The following is a 14,759-nucleotide window of genomic DNA, read 5'->3' as shown; positions in this document are numbered from 1 at the left end:
AGCCTGATATGGCCCCGGGGTGACGGCTACATGTGGCTCCACCGTTTCGGACTTGCCGGGGGCCTTTCGCGGGTTTGAGTGGGCCGCCCGTGAGCGTGTTCTCGTCTGGATGATTCTGACGAGAGGGCCCTTGATGAGGTCGACGGTGGATCTGTTCGCAACTATTCGGAGGGACGCCCGGGTCGAGGGACTCTCGGTGCGGGAGTTAGCGCGCCGGCATGGGGTCCACCGACGGACGGTGCGGTCCGCGTAGGGGTCTGCCGAGCCACCGGCACGGAAGGTGCAGGTTCGGGTGGCGCCTCGTCTGGCTCCGTTTAAAGAAGCCATTGATCAGATGCTCCGGGTGGATCTCGATGCTCCGAAGAAGCAACGCCACACAGCTACCCGGATCCTCGCCCGGCTCGCGGAGGAACACGGTGCAACGGAGCTGTCTTACTCCACGGTCCGGGACTACGTCCGGACCCGCCGAGTCGAGATCGAAGTGGACGCCGGCCGCCGGAGGGTTGACGCGTTCATCCCGCAGGGGCACGCGCCCGGGGCTGAGGCGGAGGTCGACTTCGGCGACGTCTGGGTGGTTCTCGCCGGGGTGAAAACGAAGTGCCACATGTTCGTCTTCCGCCTCTCCCACTCGGGAAAGGCGGTGCACCGGATCTACTCCACCCAGTCGCAGGAAGCGTTCCTGCAGGGACACATCGACGCGTTCGACACGATCGGTGGTGTGCCGACGAGGCATATCCGGTACGACAATCTGACCTCTGCAGTGACGAAGGTGCTGTTCGGGAGGCGTCGGGATGAGAACGACCGGTGGGTGCTGTTCCGCTCCCACTACGGGTTCGACGCGTTCTACTGCGAACCCGGAATCGGCGGCGCGCACGAGAAGGGCGGGGTCGAGGGTGAGGTCGGGAGGTTCCGCCGGAATCGACTCTCCCCGATGCCCGAAGTCGACTCCCTCGCCCAACTCAACGAGAAGCTCATCGCCTGGGACGAAGCGGACGACGCCCGCCGGATCGACACCCGGCTCCGGTCGGTCGGAGGGGACTTCGCCACTGAAAAACCGCTCCTCGCCGCTCTGCCGGCAGAGCGGTTCGATCCGGGGTTGCCGCTCACGCCACGAGTGGATAGGTCGAGTCTGATCACGGTGCGGATGGCGAGATACTCCGTCCCCTCCCGCCTGATTGGTCGGCAAGTGCGCGTCTCCCTCGGAGCGGCCGAGGTAGTCGTGTTCGACGGTCGCCTCGAGGTCGCCCGACACGCGAGGGTCGTGGCGCGGGGCGGGGAATCGGTGGACCTCGACCACTACCTCGACGTGCTCAAGAGAAAACCGGGCGCTCTGCCCGGCTCGACGGCACTGGCCGCAGCTCGAGCGGCGGGCACGTTCACGTCCGCGCATGAAGCGTTCTGGGCCGCAGCCCGGAAGACCGACGGGGACTCCGTCGCCACCCGGCAGCTGATCGACGTCCTCCTCCTGCACCGATCCATGGCCGCCGCCGACGTCGAAGCCGGCATCCGGTCGGCCCTGCTCGTCGGAGCGGTCACCGCCGATGTCGTCGCGGTCGAAGCCCGTCGACATGAAGCAGCGGGTGGGGCCAGTTCTGGCCGTCACCTCGTTGCTCGAGCACACGACGATGAACGGCGCGACGGACAAACCACCGGGCCCCGGGTCATCAGCCTCACCCAACGCCGGCTCGCGGATCCCGCCGCCGTCATCGCCGGGCTCCCCGCCGACACGAGGCCACTCCCGTCGGTGGCGGGTTACGACCAGCTGCTCCGACTGCCTGCACGAACCGAGACCACAGCCGCTCCGGCCGTGAAGGAAGGAACTGCATCATGACCGTCACCACCAGCGTCACCACCACCCTGAGACGTCGACGAGGGCTCACCGAGGAAGCTGCCATCGCGGCGATCGACCAGGCGTGCCGGCGGCTCCGGTTGCCGACGATCCGAGCCGTCGTCGACGAGGCCACCGCGACCGCTCAGAAGGAACAGCTCAGCTATCACGGGTTCCTCGCCGAACTCCTCCTCGCCGAGTGCGACGACCGGGACCGGCGCTCGTCCGTCCGCCGGGTGAAAGCCGCCGGCTTTCCGAGGGACAAGTGGTTAGGGGACTTCGACTTCGACGCGAACCCGAACATCAACGCCGCGACCATCAACACCCTCGCCACCGGCGAGTGGGTCCGGAAAGGGAAACCACTCTGCCTCATCGGCGACTCTGGCACCGGCAAATCGCACCTCCTCATCGGCCTCGGCACCGCCGTGGCTGAGAAAGGCTTCCGGGTCAAATACACCCTCGCCACCCGGCTTGTGAACGAACTCGTCGAAGCCGCGGATGAGAAGAACCTCGCCCGCACCATTGCCCGCTACGGCCGGGTGGATCTCCTCGCGATCGACGAGCTGGGGTATATGGAATTGGATCGCCGCGGCGCGGAGCTCCTGTTCCAGGTCCTCACCGAGCGGGAGGAGAACAACTCCATCGCGATCGCGTCGAATGAGTCCTTCTCCGGGTGGACGAAAACCTTCACTGACCCGAGACTCTGCGCTGCGATCGTTGACCGGCTCACCTTCAACGGCACCATTATCGAAACCGGCACCGACTCCTACCGACTCGCCCACACCCGACACCAGCAACAAACCAACTGACGAGTAGGCATCACTAGTCATCGTCCGTTTTGGCTATCATCGGTGTATGACGATGAACTGTTCACCTGATCTGGATCCCGCTGTCGCGCTATTCCACTCGCTTGCTGACGAGACTCGGCTCGCGGTCGTGCAGCAACTGGCCGGCGGGGAGTTGAGAGTCACCGACCTGGTGGCACGTCTCGGTCTCGCCCAATCGACCGTTTCCGCTCACGTCGCCTGCCTACGAGATTGTGGCCTCGTGGCGGGGCGGTCGGAGGGCCGTCAGGTCTTCTACTCCCTGTCCCGTCCCGAGCTGATCGACCTTCTCCGAGCGGCAGAGGGAGTGCTCGAAGCGACCGGATCCCGAGTGGACCTGTGCTCGGTCTACGGCACCCGGGAGATGGCGAAGTGACGGCTCTCGACACCGCCGAGGTCGAGCGCCTCAGCCGACGCGGCTTGCGCCTCGCCCAACGGGCTTCGCGCAGCGCGGCGGAAGAAAGCACGACCTCCCCCCATGACGGACCCCCTCTCGCCCGAGCGGAGGGTCTCGAAGTGTCAAGTTCGCCTCGCCGTGCGACCGAGAGGGGCCGAGCTCGACGGTTCCTACTAGCGGTCGGTGTCGCAGCAGTCGCTGTACTGGTCGACCAAGGCGCCAAAGCGCTCGCCCTCGCGCAGCTCCGCGAGGACGAGCGAATCCCGCTCCTCGGGGACTGGCTCGGCTTACAACTCGCATTCAACCCCGGCACCGTCATGTCCCTCGCAGCCGACGCAACCTGGCTGTTGACGGCCGTAGCGGGTGCGGCCTCGATCGCCCTGCTCATCGCCGCGACACGTGCTCGCACCGTCGGATGGGCGATCGCGATCGGCCTCGTATGGGGAGGGGCAGTCGGCAACCTCCTGGACCGACTGCTCGCCCCGCCCGGATTCGGCCGCGGTCACGTGACCGATTTTCTCGCCTACGGCAACCTCTTCATCGGCAACCTCGCCGATGTCATCCTCGGTGTTGGGGTGGGGCTCGGCCTGCTGGTCTACCTCCGGGAGGCGAAGGCATGATCCTCCACTCCGTCCTGCAAGCGATCGGCCTGTTCTTTGCCACGAACATCGACGACATCATCGTGCTGTCACTATTCTTCGCCCGCGGCGCTGGGCAACGAGGTGCAACGGCTCGGATTCTGGTCGGTCAGTACCTGGGATTCGTAGGTATTCTCGCCGCCGCCGTACTCGTATCCCTCGGCGCCGGAGCGTTCCTGCCTCCCGATGTCATCCCCTATTTCGGCCTGATTCCACTGGCGCTGGGGTTATGGGCAGCCTGGCAAGCGTGGCGCCACAGGCACGAGGACGATGATGACGATGAGGTCAAGATCGAAGGCAAGAAGGTCGCTGTCTGGGCCGTAGCCGGAGTCACCTTCGCTAACGGCGGAGACAACATCGGCGTCTACGTCCCCGTCTTCCTCACCGTGGGGCCGGCCGCCGTGGTCGCTTACTGCCTTGTGTTCCTCGCGCTCGTTGCAGTGTTGGTGATAGTGGCCAAGTTCATTGCCACGCGACGTCCGATCGCCGAAATCCTGGAACGTTGGGAGCACATCCTTTTCCCGCTAGTTCTCATCGGGCTTGGCATCTTCATCCTGATAAGCGGGGGCGCATTCGGACTCTGATCCACCGCGTTTCGACGTCGAGCACGGGGACTCGATCCAGTCGGACGATCTATCACGGCCGTCATCGTGGGGGGGCTCAGAGACGACTCCCGCCCGAAGGTGAGGGAAGGCCCGCACCCCTACCGCGGCGGACATCCCCGGTCGCTAACACCGATTCGGTGGAGCCACATGTAGCCGTCACCCCGGGGCCACCTCTAGTTGACATAGCCACGCACTTTCCCGCTTATCTGCATGCATACGCAGATGTATGCATGCAGATGTCCTCACTCGACCACCGATAGGTGCGCGCTGGGCGACCGCACGTCTCGACGTCGTCTCACACGGTCGACTTTCGCTGTATTCAGATTCATTCTCACCCTCCCGGCGGTCGTCGTGCAGATAGGAGGTCTTTACCGTCTCGCACCGTAGACACTCAACGTGCACGTTCATCCCACCCATCGTGACTTCAAGTACCCTAGGGGGGTATAGTATGTCCTTGTGAACGGTTACTCGGACAACAAAGATGACCTTCTGAAGCGACTCAGTCGCGCGGAAGGTCAGGTGCGAGGGATCGCGCGGATGCTGGAAAACGATAAGTACTGCATCGACATCCTCACCCAGGTTTCCGCCGCGACCAGCGCCCTCGAGACGGTGGCCCTGTCCCTGCTGGCCGATCATTTGTCGCACTGTGTCGCGGAAGCGGCCGCAGAGGGCGGTGCCGTTGCGACCGAGAAGATCCGCGAAGCCAACGAGGCGATCGCTCGCCTGGTCCGTTCCTGACCCCCAACGAAAGGCACTCATCATGAACACCACCAACGACCGCACCGACCTGGGCCTGACCGACTCCGCCGCCGGGTGCAGCTGTTGTTCCACCGCGTCCGCCGTCGACACCCCGATAGCAGCGTCCACGACTACTCAGGTTGTCTTGGTCGACGGGATGACCTGCTCGCACTGCGTGATGAGTGTCACCGAGGAGCTCACCTCGATCGAGGGTGTCGAGTCCGTGTCGGTCGACCTGAACGCGGGCGGCGCCTCGCGCGTCAGCATTCACAGTGGAGCGCCGATCGACGCTACGCAGGTGCGGGCCGCAGTAGAGGAGGCAGGGTACACCCTCGCCGGCAACCCCGCATGAGCACCGCCGATGTGGAGCTCGAGATCTCAGGGATGACCTGTGCGTCCTGCGCGACGCGGATCGAGCGCAAGCTGAACAAGCTTCCCGGGGTTGAAGCGACCGTAAACTATGCGACCGAGAAGGCGCGTGTGCGTGCCGACGGTGTCGAGACCGCGGAGTTGATCGCCGCCGTCGAATCCGCGGGGTATTCCGCGGTGCTTCCCGCCCCGATCGTCGCGGAGCCCACCTCGACGGACGAGGTGCCCGAGGATCCTGAGCTGGTTTTGCTTCGGCACCGGTTGCTGATCAGCACCGCACTGGCAGTGCCGGTCGCGCTGATGTCGATGATTCCGCTGCTCCAGTTCACCTACTGGCAGTGGCTGGCGTTGACCCTCACCGCACCGGTGGCGGTCTGGGGCGCGTGGCCCTTCCATCGTGCCGCGTTCGTGAACGCCCGACACGGCGCGGCGACCATGGACACCCTGATCAGCGTCGGAGTGATCGCCTCGTTTGGGTGGTCGCTGTACGCGTTGTTCTTCGGAATGGCCGGGATGCCGGGCATGCACATGACTTTCACCCTGTTCGGCAGCCCTGAGGCCGGGAGCGGCGAGATCTACCTCGAAGTCACTGCCCTCGTGACGGTATTCATCCTTGCCGGCCGATATGTCGAAGCCCGCGCGAAGAAGTCCTCATCCGAAGCGCTCCGCGCCCTCCTTCATCTCGGCGCGAAACACGCCACTCTGCTCGTCGACGGCATCGAACAGCTCGTGCCGGTGTCACAGCTAGCCGTCGGCGACCAAGTTGTCGTGCGCCCCGGGGAGAAAATCCCCTCCGACGGGCTCGTGGTTGAGGGCGCGTCCGCGATCGACGCGAGCATGCTGACAGGCGAATCCGTCCCGGTTGAGGTCACCAGAGGTTCCCGAGTGGTCGGCGCCACCGTGAACGTCGGCGGGCGGCTGACCCTGGAGATCACCCGCGTCGGCGCCGATACCGAGCTGGCACGGATGCAACGACTGATGGACGAAGCGCAAACCGGCAAGGCCAAGGTACAGCGCCTCGCTGACCGCGTCTCGGCCGTGTTCGTTCCGATCGTGATCGTCCTGGCGATCATCGCGTTCGTCGGATGGCTGCTGCTCGGCGGGTCTCTCGAGGTTGCGTTCACCGCGGCCGTCGCGACCCTGATCATCGCCTGCCCCTGCGCCCTCGGTTTGGCAACGCCCACCGCGCTGCTCGTCGGCACCGGCCGCGGATCGCAGCTGGGCATCCTAATCCGCGGACCCCAGGTACTCGAGCAGACCCGCCAGGTCGACACCATCGTGCTGGACAAGACCGGCACCATCACGAACGGTGTCATGTCCGTCACCACCCTCTCCCCTGCACCCGGCATCACTCCCGAGGACCTCCTAGCATCGGCCGCCGCCGCAGAGTGGGGATCGGAACACCCCGTCGCCCGTGCGATCGTCGCGGCAGCGGAGGGCACACCGACTCCTGCCGAGGCATTTACCTCGCACGCCGGATTCGGCGTGCAAGCGGTGATCGATGACGCTGTCGTGGTCGCTGGGCGTCCCCTGTGGGTCGAAGACCAATGGTCCGTCCACGCCCCCACCACCCACCGTACCGAAGCTGAGGGTCTGGAAGCGGCCGGGGCGACGGTAATTGCGGTCGCACGCGACGGCGAGTTCCTCGGCATGATCGCCGTGTCCGACACCGTCAAGCCCAGCAGCGCCGAAGCGATCGCACGTTTCCGCGCGCTCGGGCTCCGTCCGGTGCTGCTCACCGGCGACAACGCCGGCGCGGCGCAGCACATCGCCGCCCTCGTCGGCATTGACGAAGTCCGCTCCGGAGTCACCCCTGCCGGGAAGCTCGAAGCGATCCGGCAGCTGCACGCCTCGGGGCGGGTGGTGGCGATGGTCGGCGATGGCGTGAACGACGCCGCGGCCCTCGCCGCGGCGGATCTCGGGGTGGCAATGGGCGGCGGGACGGATGCGGCGATCGCCGCGAGTGACATCACGATCGTCTCCGGTGACCTGCTCGTGGTCGCGGATGCGATCCGGCTTGCCCGCCGAACCCTGGGCGCCATCAAGGGAAACCTGTTCTGGGCGTTCGCGTACAACATCGCCGCGATCCCGCTGGCGATGCTCGGCCTGCTAAATCCGCTGATCGCGGCCGCCGCGATGGCGTTCTCGTCTGTGTTTGTGGTCACCAACAGCCTCCGGCTGCGACGCTTCCGCGCCCACGCCACCGCTTCGGCCGCCGTAGCCGTACCTCTGTCCCGCACGCCCCAGCTGGCCTGATCCGTTTACCCTGGGAAGCGAGCGAGGTGACATGTCGATGATCGCTCTGGCGCAACGCCTGCCTCGCATGGCCGCCACCTGGCGGACCGCGCTGCCTGCCGGACCGGCCCTGATCGCCCGTGGCACTGTCCTTCCTAGACCACCGTCTCTGCTGGTTCTCTGCATCGGTCGTACCTGAGGGGTGCAGTCAGCCGACCCGTTCCTGCGCGTGGGCACAGCAGTCTCGCGCACGAACATCCGGTTCGTGCGCCTCACAACGACTGAGAAGACACCTGATGAAGAACCGTGCCACGGCGACCGCCGCGATCACCCTGACCGCCCTGCTCGCTCTCGCCGGTTGCACCGGCACCACGACCGGTGGCGGGATGGACAACATGCCCGGGATGGGCTCATCGTCCTCGGCGTCCCCTGCCGCCGATGTGAACTCCGCAGACATGCAGTTCACGATGATGATGATCCCGCACCACGAACAGGCCGTAGAGATGGTCGACATGATCCTCGCCAAGGATGGGATCGATGACCGCGTACTCACTCTCGCCGAGCAGATCAAAGCTGCGCAGGGCCCCGAGATCGAGCTGATGGAGTCGTGGCTGGACGAGTGGGGCACCCCGATGGGCGACATGGGCGGTATGGACGACGGGGGGATGATGTCGGACACTGACATGGAGGCGCTTGAGGGCGCCACCGGCGTGGAAGCGTCGCGCCTGTTCCTGGAGCAGATGATCGTGCACCACGAAGGCGCGATCGACATGGCGCAGACCCAGATCGACAACGGTGAGAACGCCGATGTGATTGCCCTGGCGGAGAACATCGTCGCCTCGCAGACCACCGAGATCACGACGATGGAGGACATCCTCGCGACCCTCTGACAGGCAGGGGCCGGCCACACCCGCCGGCCGGCCCTCGCCCGTGCAGCCCGCCACCATGAACACGCGCACACGCACCCCCACTGCCACCGTCTCGCTGGCGTGCTGACAGTTACCGTCGCGGCCTGCACGACCGCCGGCAGCGATGAACCTTCCTCCGCCCCGCCCGTCGCTCACATTCACGACGTCGCGTTCGCGCCCGACGGTGCTGTGTTGGTCGGCGCACACGCCGGCGCGGACCGCAGGCCACCACTCCTCGAGCCAGCAGAACGTGGTGAGGTCAGGGTTCGCGAAGGTAGCGTGGGGCACGTCGAGGTCTTTCGGCTGGGCAGTGTGAGAACTTCCATCCTGGAAGACCTCGACCCCTGCCCAGAAACCGACACCACCACACCCTCATCTGCAAAGAGCCCATCTAGCGCACCACCAAACGTTGATAGTGTGAGAGCGACATGATCGCCCCGGTGTCCACCCAACCCTCGACAATACTGTCCGAGCGCCTGATGATAACGAAGATCATTACGGGTGTGACGCTCGCGTTTTTTCTCATTCTTGGCGCTTGGGTATCGACCCACTCCTATCAGGAGGCTGGCGCACCGGCTCCCGTTGGCGTCGAGCTGATCGATTCACACGTCGAAGGGCCCGCTCCGAGCGTTCAGACCATCGTTAGCACATACCTGGGCACCAACTCCCTTCTGGGGGTAGGGGTGTGCGCGCTTGGGGTACTGTGCGGGGTTCTTCTCGTTCTGATCGTGTCCAGGTGGTTCCATTCGCGAGGGCGCCCCATCTACGTCCGACGACCGCTTGCATCGACCCGGGTGCTCCTCGCTACGCCGACTCCGCCCCGCAAGGCTGCACTTTCACTCACGCAACTGAGCATCTCGCGAACCTGATACGTCGTACGCCATCTCTCTGATGGCGCCCACTCCGGCTCCCGCCGGAGGTATCCGCTTTGTGCCGTGCGTTTGTTGATTGTTTGGAGTTGCTTCGTGAAGACCCCCGTGAAGGCGACGTTGATCGCCATTGCTGTCGCTGTCGTTCTGGTCCTCGCCAGAATTATCTGTGCCCTGATGAACTATCGCCTCTCGCAGGCGACGCGGAGGTGGCCTCAGCGGTGCGCCCCAATTCGCATGTCGTCGACGACGGAGGTGAGGGCGCCGTCGTCGTCGTGGAGTTCCTGGACTTCGAGTGCGAAGCCTGTGGCGCGTTCCACCCGATCGTGGAGGACCCGCAGGACTGTGCCGCTGGGCACTTCCCGGCCCGCGTCGAGCACGCGACGAAGGCTCTCCATTTCAACGAGGACCGGACGCGTAGTCACCATGAACCGTCGTCCGGCGCTAGAGCTCCCCATGGAACCGCGGCCATGACCGCCGACCCGAAGAAGACTCCGTCGCCTCCTGGGGCATCGTTTTTCCGTGGGTCGGCGCCTCCTAAACCACAGGTTGGGCTCGGCGCAGCACAGGCCAGGGTCGGCGGATCTAAACCGCCACCAGCGAAGCCAGATCAGGGCAGTGGTGACGTACAGCCTGGAGCTTTGCAGATTTCCGCGTTCAATTGCAGAGCCTTGGCGGAGGCTGAGCCGCATGCCTTGGGACTGACCTATGAGTTCAACGCCGCGCCTGAGGGCGACCCTTACGCAGTAACGGTCACGTTTGAGGGACAGCGGGCAGGCGTGACTCACCGTCCCGGTCCCGGCGACAGGTTTCAGGTTTCGACGACAGTAAAGCCCGTACTGCCGGGGGTCGGCCGGGTTGCGGTCACTACTCGAGTCCCGGGATTGGCAGCGGGCTCTTGGAGGGTGGTCGCTCGGCCGTCGGCCCACCATCTCGGACTTGATGAAGGCCCATCCAATGGTCTGCGAGCCGCGTTACCGCATCTACCCGGGGGAAGAGCACAGGGTTCCACGGGTTGGGCTCCGGTGATCGCGCAGCGGGCTCCGGGGGTATTCCTTGGCTCTTGGGCGGCTCTGGTCGGGTTAGGTGCGGTAGTCGGGTTGAGCCTGCAGGCGATGCTCGCCGCCTTTCTAGGGCTGTCGGTGTTCGGGGTAGCACTGGTGTCAGTGATAGCGAGCCTGATCGGGCTGATCGGAGCCAAGGTTTACTACCTTGCGGTGTATCCGGCCGCGCGGCGTCGTGCATTGATCGGGGGAGGGATGTGCATCCAAGGGTTTGTTATTGGCGCCGGTGCGGGCTTAATCATTGGTGCATGGGTGGCTGGCATCCCCATAGGCACGTTGCTTGACATCACCGCGCCCGCGTTGATGTTCGGGATGACGATAGGTCGGTTCGGCTGTTTCTTCAGCGGATGCTGCGTGGGGCGCCCCACCGCATCGCGTTGGGGTTTGTGGTCCTCGGACCGGCGTGTCGGGGTGCGCCGTATCCCTACGCAATTGCTGGAATCCGCTGTCGCGGCGGCGATCGGGGTAGCCGCTCTCGCGCTCCTGATCATCCTGGGGAGCCCGCCGCTGGGTGGCGTGATTTTCATCGGAACCCTGGCCGCTTACGTCGCAGGTCGGCAGCTACTCTTGCCGTTGCGAGCGGAGCGCGGTAAAACCCGTCACGGACGAGCGATAACGTTGGCCGCAGCGGCGATCATCTTGGCCGCCGACGTTGCCGCCGCCATAGTCATGTACGCGCGATGAGCTCCGGTGAGCCGCTGGCGAAGAGGGGCGGGTCACCGGGGACTTGGGATGGGGACTTTGCGGACCGCCGATGAGATCGAACTAGCGACCCTGTCCTGGGTGCACTGGTGCACGCCACGGCCCGACCTTGAGAAGTCCGGATGCACCAGTCCGCAGGACTTCTCCGCGCGGCAGGGAGCGGGCCGGCCTCAATATCCGACGAACACTTCGGTGAACACGCTGAGGTCGTCCACGCCGGAGAGGGACAGCAGGCTACGGACGTGGTCCACCATCCCAGCCGGGCCCGCGAGGTGCCACACCGCGGTCGGGAAGTCCTCCGCCGCTTGACGGACCTCCGGCAGGTCGACGGTGCTGGAAGTGCTCCATAAGGTGAAGTGGTCGCTTCGGCGCGCGAGCGCCGTCAACTCGTCGAGGTACACCGCGCTCGTTCGGTTGCGGTTGAGGTAGACGAGTGCGAGCGGCGCGGGGAGTTGCTCCTCTGTGGCGAAGCGGATCATGCTCAACTGCGGCGTGATACCGATCCCCCCGGCGACGAACACGATCGGATGGCGCGGTGTGCCCTGCAGCGTGTAGAAGCCGTGGGCGCCCTCCAATAGCACCTCCGTCCCGATGGGGTATTGCTCGAGCGACCGCTTGAAGCCGCTCATGGTCCGCCGAAAAGCGATCGAGATCCGTCGTCGGTCGTTCGGCGACGACGCGATGGAGAACACCCGCGAGCTCCCCTGGGGGTCGGCGTGCGCAAGCTGCGGCAGCTTCACCTGGATGTGCTGCCCGGCCGAGAAGGTGAAGCAGGCGGGGCGAGCGAAGGAGATCTCGAGTGCGTCATCCGCGATCCGCTTTCGCTCGAGGATCGTCGTCCGTTGGATTCTGCTCATCGGCTGCCCGGCTCACTCGGCCGGGACCGGTGCGGCGTCCGGGGGAAGCTCGAACACCTCGGCCGGAATGTCTTCGTCGACGCTGTGCACCGTGATGTCGAAGCTGCCTCCCTGGACCGGCACCTGGTGGTCTCCCACCCCGTATTCGAGTGCCCATGCGGCGGGCCCCGTCGCGAGCCGGGAGAACTGCATCTGCTCCGGAGTGACGCCTTCCACCATCGTCCAGGCGAGCTCCGAGTCCGCGTTCGCTTCAGCTGTGTATAGCGTTTGTTCTTCGGATAGGTAGAGCTGCTCCGAGACGGGCTGCCCGTCGACCTCGATGGTCTGCCGGAAATTCGGCTGGCCCTCCATGTTCTCCAGCCAAAGCCGGACCGTCCGGTCCGGTTCAGACACCGTCATGGAGAACGAGCGGGCGTACTCGGCGGCCTGAGCCGGTGCGCCCATCGCGGAGCCTGCGTTGGCCGCTAGCCGACTCTCGAGCACCAGCATGGTGGACGCGATCAGCAGGATCGGTAGCGCGAGCATCACGCCGATCAGGGAAAGGGCCGCCGTGGTGAGCACGCGTCTCACCGGTCCCGTCCGTTCACGCTCCACCGAAGCTCCTCCGCGCCATCGTGGTCCTCACGAAGGCGGCCGCTTGAGCGAGGGACACCGTGACCATCATCGCAAGATAGACCCACCGCAGCGGGTTCGGCGCGTACAACTGAGCCTCGGGCGACGCCGGCGTGTAATGCATGAACGCGAAGTACAGGACGTGCGCAGTGGTCAGGAAGAACGCCGCATAAGCCAGCGTGTGGAGCCACTTCCAGGCCGAGATGCCGAGGAAGCCGACCGCCCGGTCGAAGGAGGTAGCGGCGAGTCCTAAGCCGAGCATGAGCGCCATCAGGCCAAGGATGTTCGCGAGACCGAAGCCGGGCTCTGCGCGAAGGTACATGCCGGTTTCCGGGGAGAGCTGGTAGCCCAGCAGTGCTGCCACGTCCCACCGAGCCCAGCCGTCCCACACCAGGTATGCGTGGATGACACTGATCACCACAAACCAGATGCCGAACTCGCGCCGCCACGGCACCAGCCGCGTGAGCGGACGCCACAGCCGAGCAGCGGGACCGATGAACACGGCGAACCAGAGCATCCCCAGGGAAGCGCCGCCGAATGCCTTCCACAGGCGCATGTCTGGACTCCAGCTGGCATGCATCTGCCACACCGAGAAGACGAGGACGGCGGCGACGGTCGCGGCGAGGAGGTGTCGCCCGAACAGTGCCGTCGGGGTGCGGACTCCTAGCAGCAATGGCTGCAGGCGTTCGGCTCGGGACTCGTCACATGTAGATTATACCGGCTCCGCGGAGGTTCTACTGGCTCCGCGGAGGTGCGCCGTCCACGTCGCGGAGTGTGCCGCACCGCCGGGCGCCGAACGCGGGCACAGAACGGAGGGGCGTTTGTGCTGGACACATGGGCTGGGCGTTGCGGCGGGGTGCCCTCACGTGTCGGTCAGCAGGTCTCGGACGATCGCGGCGACGGCGCTGGGCATCTCGACCCGCGTCGTCGTTGACCTCGCGTTCATCGAAGAGCAGCGCGCCAAGGGCCGCTCGGTCGGGACGATCTGCAAGGTTTGTGTGAGCAGGGCGTGCCGCTCGCCGAGCGGACATACCGGGCTTGGAAACGCGCCCAGCCCAGCGACCGTGACCGCGCAGACCGGAACGACGCCGGGAACATCGACTACGAAGCCCCCGAGGTCGATGGCGAGCCCGGCGCCTTCGTGATCTATGAGCGGTGGGAGACTCGGGAGCGCCTCAACGCACACTTGAGCCCCTCCGCATGCAGGACCTCGCGCCACAGATGCTCGATCTCATCGAGGGATCCATCGAAGATGGCATGACCCTTCTTCGCCCCTTCCGCCCCACCCACTGAAGCAAAAACCAGCCCTGGTAACGGAGCAATCGCCGTAGCTCGGTCGGCGAACTCACCTCGGGCAGTGAGCGCCTTCGCGGTCCGGCCGCCCGGTCACGTTTCGTCAAGACCGAGATCGGGCGGCCAAACCGGGGAGAATACGTTCGCTCTCACTTCGTTCTCACTTCGCACTTTCGCGAATGACCGAAGCCCCGCGATCCCTGTTTTTCCATGGGTTCGCGGGGCTTCGACGGTGGAGGTGGCGGTGGGATTTGAACCCACAACCCTGACATCTGGCTCGGTCTGGAATCGCGGTTTCATGCGGGTTCGATCAGGCCGACATCCCGGCTCGATCAGCTGGATCGGACTCGAACTGGTTCAGTTGTTGCCACGCGTCGTCAGTGTTGCGGGGTCAGCGATAGCTTGAGGTCGAGGGCGTCAGCGAGTTTGCTGATCGTGGCCACGGTCGGGTTCGCTGCGCCGGACTCGATTCGACTGATCTCCGACTGCTGGATGCCCGTGACGGCCGACAGAGCTGGCTGGCTCAACGACTTCGCTGTACGCGCCGCGTGGAGCTGTTCACCCAACTCGGCGCGCGCCGCCATCTCGAGCTGGAACACACGCTCAGCGGCGTCATGAACGCGCCGCTGGTCAGCAGTCCAATTCTGCTCGGCGCGAGCGACAAGATCATCAAAGCTCTTAGCCATCGGATGCCACCCCCTCCGCTCTATTATGCGTCAAAACACATAGGTGGTCAACGCCGGCGCTTCCACGCCGCATGCATCTTCCGCGCACGAGCGATCTCGCTCGCCTGACGCTTCTCGGAAGGGTCCTTCTTCTT

16 protein-coding genes and 1 pseudogene are annotated in these 14,759 nt (G+C 65.3%); 12 read left to right on the top strand and 5 right to left on the bottom strand.

Going from position 1 to position 14,759, the window contains the following annotated elements:
- Positions 1 to 133 precede the first annotated feature (133 nt).
- The 9 genes and pseudogenes from istA to ACXZ1E_RS11095 all read left to right on the top strand — a co-directional run bounded on the left by istA (position 134) and on the right by ACXZ1E_RS11095 (position 8,524).
- A pseudogene (gene istA, locus ACXZ1E_RS11135) lies at positions 134 to 1,831 on the top strand (IS21 family transposase).
- Entirely contained in the window at positions 1,828 to 2,637 is an 810-nt protein-coding gene (istB, locus tag ACXZ1E_RS11130; RefSeq protein WP_458040565.1) for an IS21-like element helper ATPase IstB, read from the top strand. The pseudogene istA and the gene istB overlap by 4 nt, the downstream one beginning before the upstream one ends.
- A gap of 46 nt (positions 2,638 to 2,683) precedes the next feature.
- On the top strand, positions 2,684 to 3,028 hold the full coding sequence (locus tag ACXZ1E_RS11125; protein ID WP_458040564.1) for an ArsR/SmtB family transcription factor: 345 nt from the start codon (positions 2,684 to 2,686) through the stop codon (positions 3,026 to 3,028).
- On the top strand, positions 2,992 to 3,669 hold the full coding sequence (locus ACXZ1E_RS11120) for a signal peptidase II (protein ID WP_458040563.1): 678 nt from the start codon (positions 2,992 to 2,994) through the stop codon (positions 3,667 to 3,669). The genes ACXZ1E_RS11125 and ACXZ1E_RS11120 overlap by 37 nt, the downstream gene beginning before the upstream one ends.
- Positions 3,666 to 4,271: a cadmium resistance transporter gene (locus ACXZ1E_RS11115; RefSeq protein ID WP_458040562.1), complete on the top strand. Its 606-nt coding sequence runs from the start codon at positions 3,666 to 3,668 to the stop codon at positions 4,269 to 4,271. Before ACXZ1E_RS11120 ends, ACXZ1E_RS11115 begins: the two co-directional genes overlap by 4 nt.
- A 477-nt stretch (positions 4,272 to 4,748) precedes the next feature.
- Positions 4,749 to 5,030, top strand: coding sequence for a metal-sensitive transcriptional regulator (locus tag ACXZ1E_RS11110; protein ID WP_458040561.1), 282 nt, complete (start codon positions 4,749 to 4,751; stop codon positions 5,028 to 5,030).
- 22 nt (positions 5,031 to 5,052) lie between these two features.
- A complete protein-coding gene (locus ACXZ1E_RS11105) occupies positions 5,053 to 5,382 on the top strand; it encodes a heavy-metal-associated domain-containing protein (RefSeq protein ID WP_458040560.1) in 330 nt (109 codons plus the stop codon).
- A complete protein-coding gene (locus tag ACXZ1E_RS11100) occupies positions 5,379 to 7,655 on the top strand; it encodes a heavy metal translocating P-type ATPase (RefSeq protein ID WP_458040559.1) in 2,277 nt (758 codons plus the stop codon). Before ACXZ1E_RS11105 ends, ACXZ1E_RS11100 begins: the two co-directional genes overlap by 4 nt.
- A gap of 275 nt (positions 7,656 to 7,930) precedes the next feature.
- Entirely contained in the window at positions 7,931 to 8,524 is a 594-nt protein-coding gene (locus ACXZ1E_RS11095; protein ID WP_458040558.1) for a DUF305 domain-containing protein, read from the top strand.
- Between the two features lie 1,102 nt (positions 8,525 to 9,626).
- Here the strand turns inward: ACXZ1E_RS11095 and ACXZ1E_RS11090 are convergent.
- Positions 9,627 to 9,836, bottom strand: a complete 210-nt coding sequence (locus ACXZ1E_RS11090) for a hypothetical protein (RefSeq protein WP_458040557.1) — start codon at positions 9,834 to 9,836, stop codon at positions 9,627 to 9,629.
- A 45-nt stretch (positions 9,837 to 9,881) separates the two neighbouring features.
- Here ACXZ1E_RS11090 and ACXZ1E_RS11085 point away from each other — a divergent pair, with 45 nt between their 5' ends.
- Positions 9,882 to 11,159, top strand: coding sequence for a prolipoprotein diacylglyceryl transferase (locus ACXZ1E_RS11085; protein WP_458040556.1), 1,278 nt, complete (start codon positions 9,882 to 9,884; stop codon positions 11,157 to 11,159).
- 188 nt (positions 11,160 to 11,347) lie between these two features.
- Here the strand turns inward: ACXZ1E_RS11085 and ACXZ1E_RS11080 are convergent, their stop codons facing one another.
- Genes ACXZ1E_RS11080 through ACXZ1E_RS11070 form a run of 3 tightly spaced genes read right to left on the bottom strand, consistent with a single transcriptional unit; the run spans position 11,348 to position 13,319 of the window.
- The gene (locus ACXZ1E_RS11080) at positions 11,348 to 12,034 is read right to left on the bottom strand and encodes a ferredoxin--NADP reductase (RefSeq protein WP_458040555.1); all 687 of its coding nucleotides are present in this window, start codon (positions 12,032 to 12,034) and stop codon (positions 11,348 to 11,350) included.
- A gap of 12 nt (positions 12,035 to 12,046) precedes the next feature.
- Positions 12,047 to 12,595: a hypothetical protein gene (locus ACXZ1E_RS11075; protein WP_458040554.1), complete on the bottom strand. Its 549-nt coding sequence runs from the start codon at positions 12,593 to 12,595 to the stop codon at positions 12,047 to 12,049.
- 22 nt (positions 12,596 to 12,617) lie between these two features.
- Positions 12,618 to 13,319, bottom strand: coding sequence for a ferric reductase-like transmembrane domain-containing protein (locus ACXZ1E_RS11070; RefSeq protein WP_458040553.1), 702 nt, complete (start codon positions 13,317 to 13,319; stop codon positions 12,618 to 12,620).
- Positions 13,320 to 13,655: 336 nt separating this feature from the next.
- Between ACXZ1E_RS11070 and ACXZ1E_RS11065 the strand changes: the two genes are divergently transcribed.
- The gene (locus ACXZ1E_RS11065; protein ID WP_458040552.1) at positions 13,656 to 13,907 is read left to right on the top strand and encodes a putative quinol monooxygenase; all 252 of its coding nucleotides are present in this window, start codon (positions 13,656 to 13,658) and stop codon (positions 13,905 to 13,907) included.
- A 409-nt stretch (positions 13,908 to 14,316) separates the two neighbouring features.
- Here the strand turns inward: ACXZ1E_RS11065 and ACXZ1E_RS11060 are convergent, their stop codons facing one another.
- Positions 14,317 to 14,466 carry a helix-turn-helix domain-containing protein gene (locus ACXZ1E_RS11060; RefSeq protein WP_458040551.1) on the bottom strand — a complete coding sequence of 50 codons (150 nt, stop codon included), beginning with the start codon at positions 14,464 to 14,466 and terminating at the stop codon, positions 14,317 to 14,319.
- A gap of 21 nt (positions 14,467 to 14,487) precedes the next feature.
- Here ACXZ1E_RS11060 and ACXZ1E_RS11055 point away from each other — a divergent pair, with 21 nt between their 5' ends.
- On the top strand, positions 14,488 to 14,733 hold the full coding sequence (locus tag ACXZ1E_RS11055; RefSeq protein ID WP_458040550.1) for a hypothetical protein: 246 nt from the start codon (positions 14,488 to 14,490) through the stop codon (positions 14,731 to 14,733).
- The last annotated feature ends 26 nt before the right edge of the window (positions 14,734 to 14,759 follow it).

The organism is Pacificispira sp. HM-600 (genome assembly GCF_977993705.1).
This window is presented reverse-complemented; position numbering and strand designations above follow the sequence as displayed.

Excerpts from the sequence above, each read along its gene's own strand:
- istB (WP_458040565.1), top strand. The coding sequence starts at position 1,828 with ATGACCGTCACCACCAGCGTCACCACCACCCTGAGACGTCGACGAGGG.
- ACXZ1E_RS11125 (WP_458040564.1), top strand. The coding sequence starts at position 2,684 with ATGACGATGAACTGTTCACCTGATCTGGATCCCGCTGTCGCGCTATTC.
- ACXZ1E_RS11115 (WP_458040562.1), top strand. The coding sequence starts at position 3,666 with ATGATCCTCCACTCCGTCCTGCAAGCGATCGGCCTGTTCTTTGCCACG.
- ACXZ1E_RS11105 (WP_458040560.1), top strand. The coding sequence starts at position 5,053 with ATGAACACCACCAACGACCGCACCGACCTGGGCCTGACCGACTCCGCC.
- ACXZ1E_RS11100 (WP_458040559.1), top strand. The coding sequence starts at position 5,379 with ATGAGCACCGCCGATGTGGAGCTCGAGATCTCAGGGATGACCTGTGCG.
- ACXZ1E_RS11095 (WP_458040558.1), top strand. The coding sequence starts at position 7,931 with ATGAAGAACCGTGCCACGGCGACCGCCGCGATCACCCTGACCGCCCTG.
- ACXZ1E_RS11085 (WP_458040556.1), top strand. The coding sequence starts at position 9,882 with ATGACCGCCGACCCGAAGAAGACTCCGTCGCCTCCTGGGGCATCGTTT.
- ACXZ1E_RS11080 (WP_458040555.1), bottom strand. The coding sequence starts at position 12,034 with ATGAGCAGAATCCAACGGACGACGATCCTCGAGCGAAAGCGGATCGCG.